The organism is Achromobacter sp. DH1f (genome assembly GCF_000633435.1).
In the GTDB taxonomy this organism is placed as follows: domain Bacteria; phylum Pseudomonadota; class Gammaproteobacteria; order Burkholderiales; family Burkholderiaceae_B; genus Achromobacter; species Achromobacter deleyi.
This window is the reverse complement of sequence record NZ_AYMF01000015.1, coordinates 63,023-78,245: the sequence shown is the minus strand read 5'-3', so window position 1 is coordinate 78,245 and position 15,223 is coordinate 63,023. Positions and strand designations below refer to the sequence as shown.

Below are 15,223 nucleotides of genomic sequence, written 5' to 3'. Positions count from 1 at the left end.
CAGCGCCTGCGCGGCCACCGCACGTTTGCCGCTGTCGTGCCAGCCCAGCACCGTGATGCTGTCGGGCGTGCGGCGGCGCTGGCGCACCAGGGCCTGCACGGTGTCGCGCGATTCCGTGGCGCTGGCGCGCTGGAACCGCACGCCGCCGCTGGCCGATTCCGCGTCTTCGGCCAGGCTGCGGCTGTCGGCAAAAATCTGCACCACGTGGCGCGCCGGCACCTCGGCGTCTTCCAGCACGGTCCAGCCCAGGCCGGCTTCGGCCAACAGGCGGCTGATGAAGGCGTAGTCGGTCTCGCGGTACTGCGTGGTGTAGGGGCGCGGAGCCAGGTCGGCCAGCGCGCCTTCGACGTCGGCCGCCATGCGATAGACGTAGCCTTCGTAGGTGTCCAGCACGTGGCGCACGATGTCCAGCACCGGCTTGTTCTCGAACAGGCGGCTGGCGCGCCGCTGCGTGGCCAGCCACAGCCAGGGCGCCACCGTCAGCCGGTAGCGCGCCAGGCCGGCGTCGCCGGCCAGCAGTTCCGCTTCGCGCACCACGCCGCTGCGGCCGCTGCGGCTGCCGTCGGCGCGCGTGGTCCAGAGCGTGACGGGACGCGAGATCATGCCCTGCAACGACAGGCCGGCATCATCCGACAGGGCCACCACGCGCAGTTGCGCCACGCCCGACAGCGCCTCGCGGCCGGTCCAGCCTTCGACATGCAGCGACGCCAGCGCACCGTCGCCTTGCAGGCGATAGAGGCGGGCGTCGGAATTGAACAGGCCGGCGGCCGCGGTCGTATCCATTACGGGGGAAAACCTTATTCAGCTGCGCTCAGGGCTCGGTGTGAGCTTGCGCATTGGGACATTCCGGAGCGGTGCCCCAGTGGCCCGCGCAAACGCGCAGGCGGCATTGTTCGCTTTCAAGGAAACCGAGCTTGCGGCATTCCCCCAAGCGGGTGGACAGCGAAGACCCCGGCAGCTCGCGAACGAAGATGCCGTCGGTCTTGTATACCTTTGTGCCGGGCGGTGATGCGGGCGGCAAGCCGTAGGACATCAACGCCGCCAGCAACGCGGCGTCGCTGTCGCTGCGTGGCGCGGCCTTGCCGCGCGCTGGCGCGGCGGCGGCCTTGGGCGCGCCTTTGGCCGTCGTGGCTTGCGGGGCGGCGGCCGTTGCCGCGGCGACCGTGCCGTCGCGCGCACGTTCGGTGCGCTGCGGGGCCGGGGCAGGCGCCTTGGCCGACGCCGCGGCCGCAGGCTTGTTGGGCGCGGCGGCCGTCACGGCAAGCGCGGCCAGCGGATTGGCGGGCTCGCGCAAGTCGGCCTGCGCGTCGGGCTGGGTCAGTTGCGCCAGCGGATGGTCTTCGATGATGGTGGCGGCATTGGACGGCGGCGCTTCGGCATTGGCCCGCGCCGGCGCTTGCCCCACAGCCGGTTGATTGAGCGAGGCCGTCGGCAATGTGGCGTTCGGCGTCGTGGCGCCTGACGGTGAAGTGCCCGGCGTGGCGGCGCCGGATGTGGACAGGCCGGACGACGCATCGGCGTCCGCGCGAGCCACGACCACAGGCAACTGCGCCGTGTCGTACACCGCCCACAAGCCCGCGCCCACTGCGCCTAGAAACAGCAGCAGCAACACCACCAGCGGTGTCCTGGAACGCGTCTTGGGCGGCAGGTGCTTGGCCTCGGCGTCGGGCACGCGGCCCTCGAGCGTGGCGAGAATGCGCGACGACTGCCGCTCATCCGGCGTGGATGAGCGCCCGGCCAGCAAACTTGGAATAGAGGGCGGTGGTCGCGATCTTTTTTCGTCTTCTGCCATGCGAGGTCCCGTGTTGGCTGGGGCGCATAAAACCCCTTTTAACCAAGGTGTCCGAGAATACCTGATGACATCTTTTAGATCACGGCTTCTTGTTACGATTCCTAAAGCATCGACGCTGTCTGCAACGCCCAAGCGCTTGCCTCAATCCCGAATAGAACAAAAGATTACGCCTTCGTGATTGAGGGATACCGTTGCTAGTTCTACTGCCCCTATATTTTGTGCTCGCGATAGGCGTTTCCGCGTTGCTGGTTTTCCCGTCTTTGCGGGCCGCAACCGCACGAAGCGCGCGTGCGTTCGCGCAGGGATTTCGCCGCCGCGTGACGCGTGGCGCGGGCCATGCCGGGGGTATGGTCGGGGGCTCGGCGCAAGTGGTCCGAGCAGGCTTCGGCAGGGCCGGAAATACGTTTTCCATCTACCGCTGGCAGATCGTCGCAGTGCTTGCGGTGGTGTTGCTTCCGTCCCTTTTCGCTTTCGTCATGCGACACAATCACACATTTATTTACGAGGACCGGATGGCCGGTCCGGACCCCAGAATCCAGGCATTGTTGACGGGCGAAAGGCTGGTGCCGCCGCCGCCCCTGCCCCCCGAAGTCTTCACTACGCGCGAGGTTGAATTGGTGCGTCCGAACCTGGGCGGCGCAAGCCGCGACTGGAACCTGCTGGATGCGGATTACCGCCAGCGCCTGCTGGCCGCGTATCGCGTCATGCGTGAAGAGCATGGCTACGAAATGGTGCTGATCGAGGGCTATCGCAGCCCCGAACGCCAGGCCGAACTGGCCGCCAAGGGATCGCACGTGACCAATGCCGGCGCCTACCAGAGCTATCACCAGTACGGCCTGGCCGCGGACAGCGCGTTCCTGCGCGACGGCAAGGTGGTGGTGTCCGAGAAAGACCCCTGGGCCATGCGCGGCTATGAACTGTTCGGCGAAACCGCCGAGCGCGTCGGCCTGACCTGGGGCGGCCGCTGGAAGCTGATGGACTTCGGCCACACCGAGCTGCGCCGCCCCGGCGTGATCCGCCGCGACGCCGGAGCCGCGCAATGATGGGCCGCCTCTTGAAGACCGGCCTGGTGCTGGCCCTGGTGTTTGGTGTCGTCTGGCTGGGCGTCATCATCTGGTGGCAGGAATCGCGCACGCTGCCCACCGGCGTGGATATCGGGCTGTACCTGTTCGCCTTGCCGTTGGCGCTGATTGCCGCCGGCTGGGCTGGCCTGCACATCGCCCGCGCCCGCCGCGAGGCCCGCGCCGCCACGGCCGCGGCCCCCAAGACCGATGGCGCCGCGGCGCCGGCCCCGGCCGCCGCCGCCGTGACCCGCCTGGTGGCCCTGGCCGGCGCCGCCCGCGCCGCGCCCGGCAGCGATGCCGCGGCGATCCACGACGCGCTGGCCGAGCAACAGCGGCCCGACCTGGACCCCCAACTGACCAACGCGCGCGGCTTTCCGGTATTCAGCGCTCGCGCCGAGCACCTGGATATCGACGCCCTGCGCGAAGCCGCCCACGCCGACAAGGCCCCGCAGGCGGCGCGTTCGGACGATCGCCTGCGCGCCACGGCGCTGCTGTGCGAGGTGATTGAAACGCTGTCGCAAGAGGCCCGCGGCCACGTGCTGGATCACGGCACGCCGGAACGCGACCACGACTGGCCGCTGCTGCAGCTGGAACTGCTGCTGCCCGCGCAATGGCCGCAGGCCGCGCGCGACCACGCGCTGGAGCAGGCCCGCGCGGCGGCCGTGTGGGTGCCCTCGCGCCTGACCGTGCAGCTGCACAAGGCCGAAGACACGCTGGCCAGCGACAGCCTGCTACGCCAACTGGCGCTGGAACCGCTTGACGCGGACCGCGCCCCGCTGCGCATCGTGGCCGCGGCCGATTCCTATATTGATGCGAACGTGGTGCAGGACTGGGATGCCGGCGGCACCTTGGTCAGCACCGCCACGCCGCAAGGCCGCGTGCCCGGCGAGGCCGCCGCGGGCCTGCTGCTCGACCTGGCGCAGACCGCGCCAGCCGACGCCAAAAGCGCCCCGCCCGCCCTGCCGCCCGAAGGCGCCTTCGCGCTGACGCTGTCGGCCATGGCGCACCGCGCCACCGACGCAGACGCGCGCGGCGCCGCCAGCGAACCCATGCTGACCGAACTGGCCACGCATTTCCTGACCCAGCACGCGCGGCGCGCGGACGACATCCGTGCATTGGTCAGCGATGCCGACCACCGCGGCAGCCGGCCGCTGGAAGCCGCGGGGCTGGCCAGCACGCTGTTTCCCGCGCTGGACCCGAACCAGGATTGCCTGGCGGTCGGCACGGCCTGCGGCTACACCGGCGCGGCCGCGCATCTGCTGACCCTGGCCGTCGCGGGCCAGGCCAGCACGCAGGCCGAAGCGCCGGTGCTGGTTGTCATGACGCAAGACCCGGCGCTGCGCACGCTAGCGCTGGTGTCCCAACCCCTTTCCCCCTCCGCTTGACCCCTATAAAAACAGCCAAAATCATGCGTAGCCCTTCAGGTTTCTTCTCCGGTATTTCCAGCGCCATGAGCGAAGGCAGGCACTGGACTTCACGCGCGCTGGGCAACCCGCGCCTGTTCATGGCGATCGGCCTGATCGCCCTGGTCGTGTTCCTGTTCCTGTTTGCCGACACGGTCGAGATCGGCCTCGTGTGGGCGGGCATCGCGCTGGGGATCTTCCTGTTTCTCTGGCTGTGCGCCTTCCTGTGGCGCCGGCGCCGTGCGCGGCGCGCCAACAAAAACCTGGGCGACATGCTGGAGCAGCAGGTGCAGACGGGCGCGGCAGCCGCCAACCGCGGCGAGGTCGACGCGCTGCGCACGCGGCTGATCCAGGCCGTGCGCACCATCAAGACCTCGAAGATCGGGCAGGTGTCGGGCAACGAAGCCCTGTACGAGCTGCCCTGGTACATCGTGATCGGCAACCCGGCCGCGGGCAAGAGCAGCGCGGTCATCAATTCGGGCCTGCAATTTCCCTTCGCCGACAAGAACGGCGCGGCCGTGCGCGGCGTGGGCGGCACGCGCAATTGCGACTGGTTCTTCACCACCGAAGGCATTCTGCTGGATACGGCGGGCCGCTATTCAGTGCACGAAGAAGACCGCAACGAATGGATGGGTTTTCTGGACCTGCTCAAGCGCCACCGCCCCAAGGCGCCGATCAACGGCATCATCGTGGCGGCCAGCATCGACGAGCTGACCGGCGCGGGCCCCGAATTCGCGATCAACCTGGCCAAGAACCTGCGCCAGCGCGTGCAGGAACTGACCGACCGGCTGGAAGTGTTTGCGCCGGTGTACATCATCTTCACCAAGGCCGACCTGATCTCGGGCTTCAGCGAGTTCTTCTCCGACAGCGACCAGCGCGAGCGCGACCGCGTGTGGGGCGCCACCCTGCCCTACGGCGCCGAAGAAAACCGCGACGTGCTGGCCCTGTTCGACGAGCGCTTCGACGAGCTGTACGAGGGCCTGAAGGAAATGGGCACGGCGCAGATTTCGCTGCGCAGCCGCAGCGACCTGCCGCCGGGGCTGTTGACCTTTCCGCTGGAATTCGCCGGCATCAAGCCCGCGCTGCGCACGTTCCTGTCGACGCTGTTCGAGACCAACCCGTTCCAGTACAAGCCGGTGTTTCGCGGCTTCTATTTCACCAGCGCCTTGCAAGAGGGCGTGTCGCAAAGCACGTCCACCGAGCGGCTGGCCGAGCGCTTTGACCTGCGGCCGGCGGCGCGCGGCCAGGCCCGCAACGTGTCGTCGCACAACGGCTTTTTCCTGCGCGACCTGTTTTCCAGCGTGATCTTCGCCGACAAGAAACTGGTACGCCAGCACGCCAGCCCGGCCAAGACCCGCATGCGCTACGTGACCTTCTTCGGCCTGGTGCTGGCGCTGGGCCTGGTGCTGGGCGGCTGGAGCTGGTCGTACCTGGGCAACCGCCAGCTGGCGCAGAACGTGCAGGCCGACCTGGACAAGGTGGTGCGCCTGCAAAGCGAACGCACCGACCTGCAAAGCCGCCTGGAAGCCATGGAGATCCTGCAGGACCGCATCGAGCAGCTGGACCGCTATTCGTCCAGCCGGCCGTGGTCGCTGGGCCTGGGCCTGTACCAGGGCGACGTGCTCAAGGAACGCCTGCTGGCCGAGTACTACAACGGTGCGCGCCAGTTCATGCTGAGCCCGGTCAAGGCCAGCCTGGAAGACTTCCTGGCCAAGGTGGACATGTCCGGCGCCGCCGCGGCCGCTGGCGGCACGCCGCAGCCGGCGCCGCAGGCCGCGCGCACGCCGCACAACCCGGGCGGCGACACGCTGTTCCAGGATGCCTCGCCGACCAACGCAGACGACGCCTACAACGCGCTCAAGACGTACCTGATGATGGCCAATCACCAGCACGTCGACCCCACCCACCTGTCCGACCAGATCACGCGTTTCTGGCGCGGCTGGCTTGAGACCAACCGCGGCGCCATGCCGCGCGACCAGCTGATTCGCAGCGGCGAGCGCCTGATCTCGTTCTACGTCAGCCGCGCGCCCGATGCCGGCTGGCCGCAGATCGACACCAACCTGGCCCTGGTCGAGAAGACCCGCGCCAGCCTGCGCGCGGTGATGCAGGGCATGCCGGCGCGCGAACGCGCCTACGCCACGCTGAAGGCCCGCGCCGCCACGCGCTTCCAGACCATGACGGTGGCGCGCATCGTGGGCGAGAACGATGCGGGCGTGGTGGCAGGCAGCTACGCCATCCCCGGCACCTTCACCCGCGAGGCCTGGGAACAGTACATCCAGCCCGCCATCAACGAGGCCGCCAAGAAGGAAGTGCAGACCAGCGACTGGGTGCTGGGCGTGAACGCACGCGACGACCTGACGCTGGACGGCAGCCCCGAGCAGATCCAGAAAAGCCTGGCGACGATGTACAAGACGGAATACGCCCAGGAATGGCAGAAGTTCCTGCGCGGCGTCACCATCAAGCCGTTCACCAGCTTCGAGCAGTCGGTGGGGGCCATGAACCGCCTGGGCGATCCGCAGACCTCGCCCATCGCCAAGCTGATCAACACCACCTACGAGCAGACCTCGTGGGACAACCCGTCGCTGATCAACGCCGGCCTGCAACAGGCGCAAAGCGGCGTGGTGGGCTGGTTCAAGCGGGTGATCCTGCGCCAGACCCCGCCCGCGCCCGCGGCCACCACCACGGCCAATGGCGAAGCGATTCCGATGGGGCCGGTGGGCCGCGAATTCTCGGATGTGGCCCGCCTGGTGGTCACGCGCGAGAACCAGTCGCTGCTGGGCAACTACATGGGCGCGCTGTCCAAGATCCGCACCCGCTTCAACCTGCTGAACAACCAGGGCGACCCCGGCCCCGGCTCGCTGATCCTGCTGCGCCAGACGCTGGAGGGCAAGGATTCGGAGCTGGCCGACGCGCTCAAGCTGGTGGACGAGCAGATGCTGGCGGGCCTGTCGGCAACCCAGCGCGAAACGCTGCGTCCGCTGCTGGTGCGCCCGCTGATCCAGGCCTATGCCGTGGCCATGCAGCCGGCCGAGTCTGAATTGAACAAGGTCTGGAACGCGCAGATCTACCAGCCGTTCAACCTGACGCTGGCCGAGAAGTATCCGTTTGCCGCGCGCGCCAGCGTCGAGGCCAGCAGCGACGAGATCGGCCAGGTGTTCGGCCCGCAAGGCAGCATCGCCAAGTACGTCAATGACACGCTGGGCCCGCTGACCGTGCGCCGCGGCGACATCCTGACCGCCCGCACCTGGGGCGACATGGGCGTGAGCCTGCAGCCGACGTTCACGGCCAACTTCGCGCAGTGGGTGGCGCCGTTGTCGGGCGGTGCGGCAGGCAGCGGCGCGGCCAGCCAGCCGCAGACGCTGTTCCAGATCCAGCCCAAGCCCGCCTCGGGCGTCACGGAATACACCATCGAGATCGACGGCCAGCAGCTGCGCTACCGCAACACGCCGCCGCAGTGGGTCAACTTCGTGTGGCCCAATGCGCAGGGCGCGCCGGGTGCGCGCATCACCGCCACCACCTTTGACGGCAGCGTGGTCGAGATCGTCAACGAGCCGGGCCGCTTCGGCCTGGAACGCCTGATCGCCACCGCCCAGCGCACGTCCAACGCGGACGGCAGCTTCAACATGAGCTGGGGCAAGTCCAACGTGACCGTCCCCGTGAAACTGCGCATCATCAGCAACGCCCAGGCGCCTGGCGCCGGCGGCAGCGAGCCCGGCGGCAGCCAGGGCCTGCGCAACCTGCGCCTGCCCTCTTCCGTGGTGGGCGCCACCCCCGAATCCTCCTCCGCCCAGACGCGACCCGGAGCGCCGCAATGAGCAACTTGCAGTCCCCCCTGTTCCGCACGGCCTATTTCGGCAAGATCCCGGCCCGCGGCGACTTCGTCAAGAACACCTCGCACCCGCAGTTGATGGCCACGCTGGACGCCTGGGTCGCCAACACGATGGAACTGCTGGCCCAGGAACCGCACTGGAAGACGCTGTACGACGAAGCCGAACCCATGCCGTTTGCCATCCTGGGGTCGCGCGGCAAGCTGGCCATTGCCGGCCACCTGCAGCCCAGCCGCGATCAGTCGGGCCGGCGCTTTCCGTTCCTGTCCGCGACCTCGGTGGAGGTGCAGCGGCCGCTGGAATTCATTGCCCGCAGCCCCATGGCCTTCAGCCGGCTCTGGAACCGCATGAGCGGCGCCGCGGCGCTGCTGATGACCGACGCGGACCCCGCGGCGGCCTTGCAGGCGCTGAACGAACTCGAAGGCGAAATCCGCACCGAGGCCGATGACGGCTTTGACGCGTTTGTCGACCTGCAGACCGTCGAGCGCCTGGAAGCCATGCTGCGCGGCAACGGCCACGCGGCGCGGGTGCACGACATCATCCTGGCGCTGGGAATACTGCTTGAACCCGTGATGTCCAGCGGCTCGTCGCAGCTGGATCGCGGGCTGGCGCTGCCGCTGCCCGACGATCCGCTCTACCTGAACCTGGTGGCCTCGTACTGGATGACGCTGATCGCGCCGTTCCTGTCGCGCGCCGACTTCGAGATCACCGTGTTCATCGGCCGCATCGCCGGCAAGCATCGGCTGGTGGCGGGCTTTCGCGGCGCCTCGCCGCAGACGCTGGCCAGCCTGCTGTCCACGCCGCAGGCGTTTGCCGAACAGCACATCGTGCTGGAAGACGCGCCCTGGGTGCGCAACCACGTGTCGGCCAGCCATGGCCTGGCCAAGCTGTCCAGCTACCTGGACCAACCGCGGTTGTCCCTGCGCATGGCGCTGGACACCTACCGCGAAGTCTTCACCGGAGCCTGACCATGCGTGTCTCTCTCCTGATCCTGGCGGCGCTGCTGTCGTCCGCCGCCATGGCGCAAGACGGCGCCACCGTCGTGCCCGCCAATGTCATTCCGCAACCGGGCCAGGTGGTGGCCAGCGGCGCCGTGCCCGACGAGGCCACCAAGGCCGACGTGCTGACGCGGCTGCAACAGGTGTACGGCGTGGGCAATGTGATCGACCAGATCGAAGTGGGCGGCGTGGTGGCGCCGCCGAACTGGTCCGAACACGTGGGCAAGCTGATCGGCCAGCCGCTCAAGCAGATCAACCGCGGCCAGCTGGAAGTGGACGGCACCCAGATCCGCCTGCGCGGCGAGGTGCAGAACGAGGCCTCGCGCCAGCAGATCGCCAGCACCTTCGCAACCTCGCTCAACCCCACCTACAAGATCGTCAATGGGCTGCGCGTGGCGGCCGGCAAGGACGAACAGGGTCTGCTGGACAAAGTGCTGACCAACCGCGTGGTGGAATTCGAAACCGGCAGCGCCACGCTGACCGCGCGCGGCCGCGAGCTGCTGGACCAGGTGGCCGACGTGGTGCCCAAGCTGCACAGCGACAAGGTGCAGATCATCGGCCACACCGACAGTTCCGGCAGCCGCAGCACCAACCTGGCGCTGAGCCAGGCGCGTGCCGACGCGGTCAGGGCCTATCTGGTGGACAAGGGCTTGCCGCCCGGGCGCTTCGAGACGCTGGGCGCGGGGCCGGACCAGCCGGTGGCCACCAACGCCACCGCGGAAGGCCGGGCCAAGAACCGCCGGATCGAGTTCCGGGCCAGCCGGTAAGGCACGCCCCGGCCGCGACGGCCGGGTGCTCATCGAACAGGCGGCGCACACGCCGCATTGCGGGCCCCGGCAGCATGCCTGGGGCCCTTTTCCTGTCAGCCGTTGTGCTCGGGCGGCTTGGGCACGCCCAGCAGCTCTTCCAGGCCCGACAGGGCCTCGCCGTTCTTGACCACGGTGCGCAGCCACAGGTGCAGCGACATCTCGCCCCAGCTGGCCGCCTTGTCGGCCAGATAGGCCACCGGGCTGTGCGGTTCAGTGCGGCGAAAGAACTCAGCCACTTCACGCAATTGCGCCAGGGCCTGGTCGCGGGTTTGCAGCGGACCGCGCGCGGGCGCGGGCACGGCGGACGGGAGATCGGCGGCAGCGGTCAAGGTGGGCTCCATCCGGATGGCGGGTGCGCCGGCAGGCGATGCGGCCGGGGCCGCGGCCGGCGGCGCCAGGTCGGCGCGCACCAGCAGGCCGGCCTCGCGGGCGAAACGATGCACAAGTTCGGTCACGTCCTGCAGGGCCGTGCGCAGCGGCGTGAAGGCCGGGCCGTCATCGCCCAGGCGTTCGGTCAGCGTCAGTTCCAGCACGTCCACGGCCGCGAAGCAGCTTTGCAGCTGGCTTTCGAGGTCGGAATAGAACGCGGGCGGGGTATCGCGGCGGGCGGCATCGAACTGGTCCAGCGTGACCTTGCCGCGCGACATATCGGCCGCATTCTGCGGCGTGCGCTTGATGGCGTTGGCCAACTGGCTGGCGCTGTCCCACAGCACCGCGCCAAAGCGCCCGCCTTCGGACTGCGTCAGCGGCAGCTCGCGCACCAGTTGCTGCGAGCGCGACAGCAGCCAGGCCAGGTTGCCGACGCGCTGCTGCGCATCGCCCTCGTCGGGCACGGGATGCAGGCCGTCCCAGTAGTGGCGGCACAGGCCGTCGACCAGCAGGAAGCCGTCGCGCAGGCCGGCAAAGCCGCGGGTCTTGGCCCAGGCTTCGGCCAGCCAGGCGGCCACGCGCACGTCCTTGCTGCGGGTGGCCAGCACGTCGGTGCAGATGCGGATCACCTGGGGCCAGTCGGCCTCTTTGATGTCGATGACCCAGTCGCCCTGGTCCAGGTGGGGGTCGTCGTGGCGGCGGGCTTCGCGGATGGCGTCGAATTCGGCCGAAAAAACCATGTCGGCGCCACAAGGCGCCGGGCCGGGAATGGGCTGCAACAATGCGTCGATATCGCTCATGGGTTCCTGAGTCGTGGCGGCGTCGAAAGCAGCGATGATCCCATATCTGTAACGACGTTACGTTCTAAGATGACACGTCCTATTACAAAGCGCATCAGGCACCCTGGCTATCATTCAAGCTCTCCAAAAACTGGGAGTCGCGATGAACAAGTCATTCCACATGATGCCCAACGGCCGCTTCATCAATGGCACGCCGCGGCGCTGCCCGGACGGCACTTACGTCGGCGACGGCGGGCCGATCACACGGGCGCCGGACGGCACCTACGTGGCCGGCACGCCGCAGCGCGCGCCCGACGGCAGCTACCTGGGCAGCGGCGGTCCCGTGCGCATGGCGCCCGACGGCACCTTCGTCGTGGGCCCGCCTCGCATGGCGCCTGACGGCACCTATCTGTAAGCATAAATAACCATCCTTTCGGAGCAACGGGCGGCCATGGCGCAGCGATCCGTAATACGCAAGGGCGACCGCACGTCACATGGCGGCGTGGTCGTCACCGGGGACGAGTCCGTCCAGATCTTCGGCCAGCCCATGGCGCGCGTGGGCGACCGCGTCACCTGCCCCAAGTGCGCCGGCCAGCACACCATCGTGGAAGGCGTGCAGAGCGTCAGCTCGAACCGCCCCACCGCGCTGGAAGGCATGAAAACGTCTTGCGGCGCTACGCTGATCGCCAGCCAGCAGTTCTACCAGCTTGAGCATGGTGGCGGCCAAGGCGGCGGTTCGGGCGTGAACGATGCGGCCGCGGCCGTACAGGCCGGCGCGCCGGCCGCGCTGGCCGAGGCGATTGCGCCGCAGGACGCGCCCGCCCAGTGCGCCCACGTGTCCGACACGCTGAAACTGACCGAGCAGATGTTCGACGCCAAGCGCGCGCCCGTACGCATGACCGGCCCGTCGGTCTACCAGCCGCCGGCCGGCCAGGCCCGCCAGGGCGACGACAAGTGCGTCATGTACGAAGCCTGGCCCGGCGGCCAGCGCGTGCCGGTGGTGCTGGAGCCGCGTGAATCGCCCTGGACCGGCAACCTGTTGCAGCGCTCGTCCAGCGAGATCACCGAACGCCTGACCGAACCGCCCCAGCCGCAACCCGAACAGGTGGCCAAGAGCCTGGGCGCAGCGCCCAAGGCGCTGTTGCAAGGCCGCGATCTGCAGATTCGCATCGCGCGCGGCATGTCGCTGGAAGACCGCGTCACCCGCCTGAACGCGCAGGTCGTCAAGGGCCCGCCCTGGGCCGACCCGACGCGCGACGCGCATACCGTGGGCGAAACGATGTTCTCGCACATCACGCTCTACAGCATGCCCGGCGAGCAAGGCATGGTCGACCACGCCGTGCTGCACGAGCTGGCCCACAGCTACGCCAACAACACCCAGGTCGACATGAAGGCCTGGGCGGCGGCCGCGCGGTCCGACGGCAAGGTGCCATCCGACTACGCCAAGGCCGGCCCGCAAGAGGACTTCGCGGAATTCGTGGTGATGGCCGTGGCCACCCAGGGCACCGGCTGCGAGCCGTACGCCCGGTCGCAGTACCCGGCACGCTACCAACTGCTGGACGGGATGAACCTGCTGGACAAGGCGCCGGCCACGCAAAGCGCCTGAGGCTGCCCGGCGTCGGCAGCCGTGCGCGTCCGTGCGCGTCCATTCAGGGCGCCCGGGCGCCCCCCCAGCCGCGGCGATTTGCACCCGCCGGCAACCCGCAGTACCATACGTTCCATATACAAACCATATACGGAACGTTCACTATGGGCATCGTCAAGATCTCCGAGCAGATGCACGAAAACCTGCGCGTCGCCAGCGGCGCGCTCAGCCGCTCCATCAATTCCCAGGCGGAACACTGGATGCGCATCGGCATGCTGTCCGAGCTGTACCCCGAATTGCGCCACGCCGATATCTGCCAGCTGCTGATCCGCATCGAGCAGGCGGAGGGCTTCAGCATCGCGGCGCTGTCCCAGGGGCAGCCGCAACCCGGCCAGCAGGAGGCCGCGTAAATGGCGAAGAAGGTTTCGATCAAGTCCGCCGCCGACATCGTCATGGCCCGCAAGGCCGGCGCCCTGGCCGCGGACGTACTGCACATGATTGCCGAGCACGTGCGCCCCGGCGTCACCACCGACGAACTGGACCGCATCTGCCATGACTACATCGTCAACGTGCAGCAGGCCATTCCCGCCAACGTCGGCTACCACGGCTTTCCCAAGACCATCTGTGCGTCGGCCAACCATGTGATCTGCCACGGCATTCCGTCAGCCAAGGTCCTGAAGAACGGCGACATCCTGAACATCGACGTGGCCGTCATCAAGGACGGCTGGTACGGCGACACCAGCCGCATGTACTTCGTGGGCCAGCCCAGCCCGCTGGCGCGGCGCCTGGTCAACACCACGTACGAAGCCATGCGCGCCGGCATCCTGGCGGTCAAGCCGGGCGCCACGCTGGGCGACATCGGCCACGCCATCCAGACCGTGGCGCACCGCGAGCACTTCAGCATCGTGCGCGAATACTGCGGCCACGGCATCGGCCAGATCTACCACGACGATCCCCAGGTGCTGCACTACGGCCGCCCGGGTGAAGGCATGGTGCTGCAGCCGGGCATGATGTTCACCATCGAGCCCATGATCAACGCCGGCAAGCCGCAGACCAAGCAACTGCCCGACGGCTGGACGGTCGTCACCAAGGACCGCTCGCTGTCGGCGCAGTGGGAACACATGGTGGTGGTCACCGAGACCGGCTATGAAGTGCTGACGCCCTGGCCGGACGGCTTCGGCGATTACCCGCCGATTCCTTGAGCGAAACGCCCAGTCGGCCTGGGCGACGGTTCGCCGACGCCTTGAGCTGAACCCACCGCAACATTCGGAGTGCGGACCGCGCGGGGCCCGATCATGATCGGGCCCTTGCCGTTTCTGCGGCCCTGCCGCCCGCCCCATGCCCGCCCTGCCCCCGGCCTTCCGGCGTCTCGCCGCGTCCAACCTGGCCGCCCAGTTCTCTGAACAGATTGCCCTGGCCGCCGCGCCGCTGGTGGCCGTGCTGGCGTTGGGCGCGAGTGCGGCCCAGACCGGCTATCTGCAGACCGCGCAGACGCTGCCTTTCCTGTTGCTGTCGCTGCCGGCCGGCGTGCTGGCCGACCGGATATCACGCCGCACCTTGATGACCGCCGCCGAGTGCGCCCGCGCGGCCAGCCTCTTGGGCCTGTTGGCCTTGCTGGCGCTGGGCGGATTGAACCTCGGCTGGCTGGCCGTGCTGGGTTTTCTGGGTGCGGTGGGCACGGTGGCCTACAACGTGGCCGCCCCGGCGCTGGTGCCGACGCTGGTGCCGGCCCGCGACCTGGGCAACGCCAACCGCTGGCTGGAACTGGCGCGCAGCGCGGCGTTTTCGGCGGGGCCGGCCCTGGGCGGCGCGCTGGTCGGCTGGATCGGTGCGTCCAGCGCCTATGGGCTGGCCACGGCGCTGTCGCTGCTGGCCGCCATGCTGCTGGCGGGCCTGCCGGCCGAGCCGCCGCGCACGGCGCCGCGCCGACAGTTGTGGCGTGAACTGGCCGAGGGCGCCGCGTTCGTGGCCGCCCATCCGCTGCTGCGGCCCGTGTTGGTGACGGCGGTGTTCTTCAATACCGCCTGGTTCGTGCTGCAGGCCGTGTACGTGGCGTATGCCGTTACGCATCTGGGCCTGACGGCGGCGGGCGTGGGCGCCACGCTGGGCATCTACGGCGCGGGTATGCTGGCCGGTGCGCTGGCCGCGCCCTGGCTGGCCGCCCGCCTGCCGTTCGGCGCGCTGATCGCCGCCGGGCCGCTATGCGCGCTGGCGGCCAGCCTGATCCTGCTGTCGACCCTGGCGCTGCCGTCCGGCGCCTGGGCGGCGGCGGGCTTCTTTCTGTTCGGCGCCGGCCCGATCCTGTGGACGATTGCCACCACCACGCTGCGCCAGTCGGTCACGCCCAACGCGCTGCTGGGCCGCGTGTCGGCCGTGATCGTCACCGCCACCTTCGGCGCGCGGCCGGTGGGCGCGTTGATCGGCGCGGCGCTGGCGTCGCGGGTGGGGATCGAGGCCTGTCTGTGGGTGTCCAGCGTGGGGTTTGCGGTGCAGTTCGTGGTGCTGTTCGCATCGCCCGTGCGGCGGCTGCGCCAACAGCCGCAAGCCGTGGCGGCTTGAGGCGCCGCCCATCTGTTGCGCCCATCGGTTGTGCCCAT

At 69.0% G+C, this 15,223-nt stretch carries 13 protein-coding genes; 10 read left to right on the top strand and 3 right to left on the bottom strand.

From position 1 onward, the window contains the following. Window positions 1-783 (bottom strand): type VI secretion system Vgr family protein (locus U858_RS0114855; protein WP_029953892.1); only part of this gene is annotated, 783 nt, incomplete at its 3' end. Between the two features lie 28 nt (window positions 784-811). After that, the gene (locus U858_RS0114850; protein WP_157838804.1) at window positions 812-1,672 is read right to left on the bottom strand and encodes a hypothetical protein; all 861 of its coding nucleotides are present in this window, start codon (window positions 1,670-1,672) and stop codon (window positions 812-814) included. Between the two features lie 311 nt (window positions 1,673-1,983). Here U858_RS0114850 and U858_RS0114845 point away from each other — a divergent pair, with 311 nt between their 5' ends. From U858_RS0114845 to U858_RS0114825, 5 genes are all read left to right on the top strand, one after another. Continuing rightward, on the top strand, window positions 1,984-2,835 hold the full coding sequence (locus tag U858_RS0114845; protein ID WP_025137944.1) for a M15 family metallopeptidase: 852 nt from the start codon (window positions 1,984-1,986) through the stop codon (window positions 2,833-2,835). After that, window positions 2,832-4,241 carry a hypothetical protein gene (locus U858_RS0114840; RefSeq protein ID WP_157838803.1) on the top strand — a complete coding sequence of 470 codons (1,410 nt, stop codon included), beginning with the start codon at window positions 2,832-2,834 and terminating at the stop codon, window positions 4,239-4,241. The genes U858_RS0114845 and U858_RS0114840 overlap by 4 nt, the downstream gene beginning before the upstream one ends. A 65-nt stretch (window positions 4,242-4,306) precedes the next feature. Next, window positions 4,307-8,074, top strand: coding sequence for a type VI secretion system membrane subunit TssM (tssM, locus tag U858_RS0114835; RefSeq protein WP_025137942.1), 3,768 nt, complete (start codon window positions 4,307-4,309; stop codon window positions 8,072-8,074). Then, the gene (tagF, locus tag U858_RS0114830; RefSeq protein WP_025137941.1) at window positions 8,071-9,054 is read left to right on the top strand and encodes a type VI secretion system-associated protein TagF; all 984 of its coding nucleotides are present in this window, start codon (window positions 8,071-8,073) and stop codon (window positions 9,052-9,054) included. The genes tssM and tagF overlap by 4 nt, the downstream gene beginning before the upstream one ends. A 2-nt stretch (window positions 9,055-9,056) precedes the next feature. Beyond that, a complete protein-coding gene (locus U858_RS0114825) occupies window positions 9,057-9,851 on the top strand; it encodes an OmpA family protein (protein WP_025137940.1) in 795 nt (264 codons plus the stop codon). Window positions 9,852-9,946: 95 nt separating this feature from the next. On the opposite strand, the gene tssA is transcribed toward U858_RS0114825, so the two are convergent. After that, window positions 9,947-11,062, bottom strand: a complete 1,116-nt coding sequence (gene tssA, locus U858_RS0114820) for a type VI secretion system protein TssA (protein WP_025137939.1) — start codon at window positions 11,060-11,062, stop codon at window positions 9,947-9,949. Window positions 11,063-11,204: 142 nt separating this feature from the next. Here tssA and U858_RS0114815 point away from each other — a divergent pair, with 142 nt between their 5' ends. From U858_RS0114815 to U858_RS0114795, 5 genes are all read left to right on the top strand, one after another. After that, entirely contained in the window at window positions 11,205-11,456 is a 252-nt protein-coding gene (locus tag U858_RS0114815) for a hypothetical protein (protein WP_025137938.1), read from the top strand. A 36-nt stretch (window positions 11,457-11,492) separates the two neighbouring features. Continuing rightward, on the top strand, window positions 11,493-12,647 hold the full coding sequence (locus U858_RS36140) for a PAAR domain-containing protein (protein ID WP_025137937.1): 1,155 nt from the start codon (window positions 11,493-11,495) through the stop codon (window positions 12,645-12,647). A gap of 143 nt (window positions 12,648-12,790) precedes the next feature. After that, complete coding sequence (locus U858_RS0114805) at window positions 12,791-13,036, top strand: ParD-like family protein (protein ID WP_025137936.1); 246 nt, start codon at window positions 12,791-12,793, stop codon at window positions 13,034-13,036. Next, a complete protein-coding gene (gene map / locus U858_RS0114800; RefSeq protein WP_025137935.1) occupies window positions 13,037-13,828 on the top strand; it encodes a type I methionyl aminopeptidase in 792 nt (263 codons plus the stop codon). A gap of 136 nt (window positions 13,829-13,964) precedes the next feature. Further along, window positions 13,965-15,185 carry an MFS transporter gene (locus tag U858_RS0114795; RefSeq protein WP_025137934.1) on the top strand — a complete coding sequence of 407 codons (1,221 nt, stop codon included), beginning with the start codon at window positions 13,965-13,967 and terminating at the stop codon, window positions 15,183-15,185. Window positions 15,186-15,223: the final 38 nt, after the last annotated feature.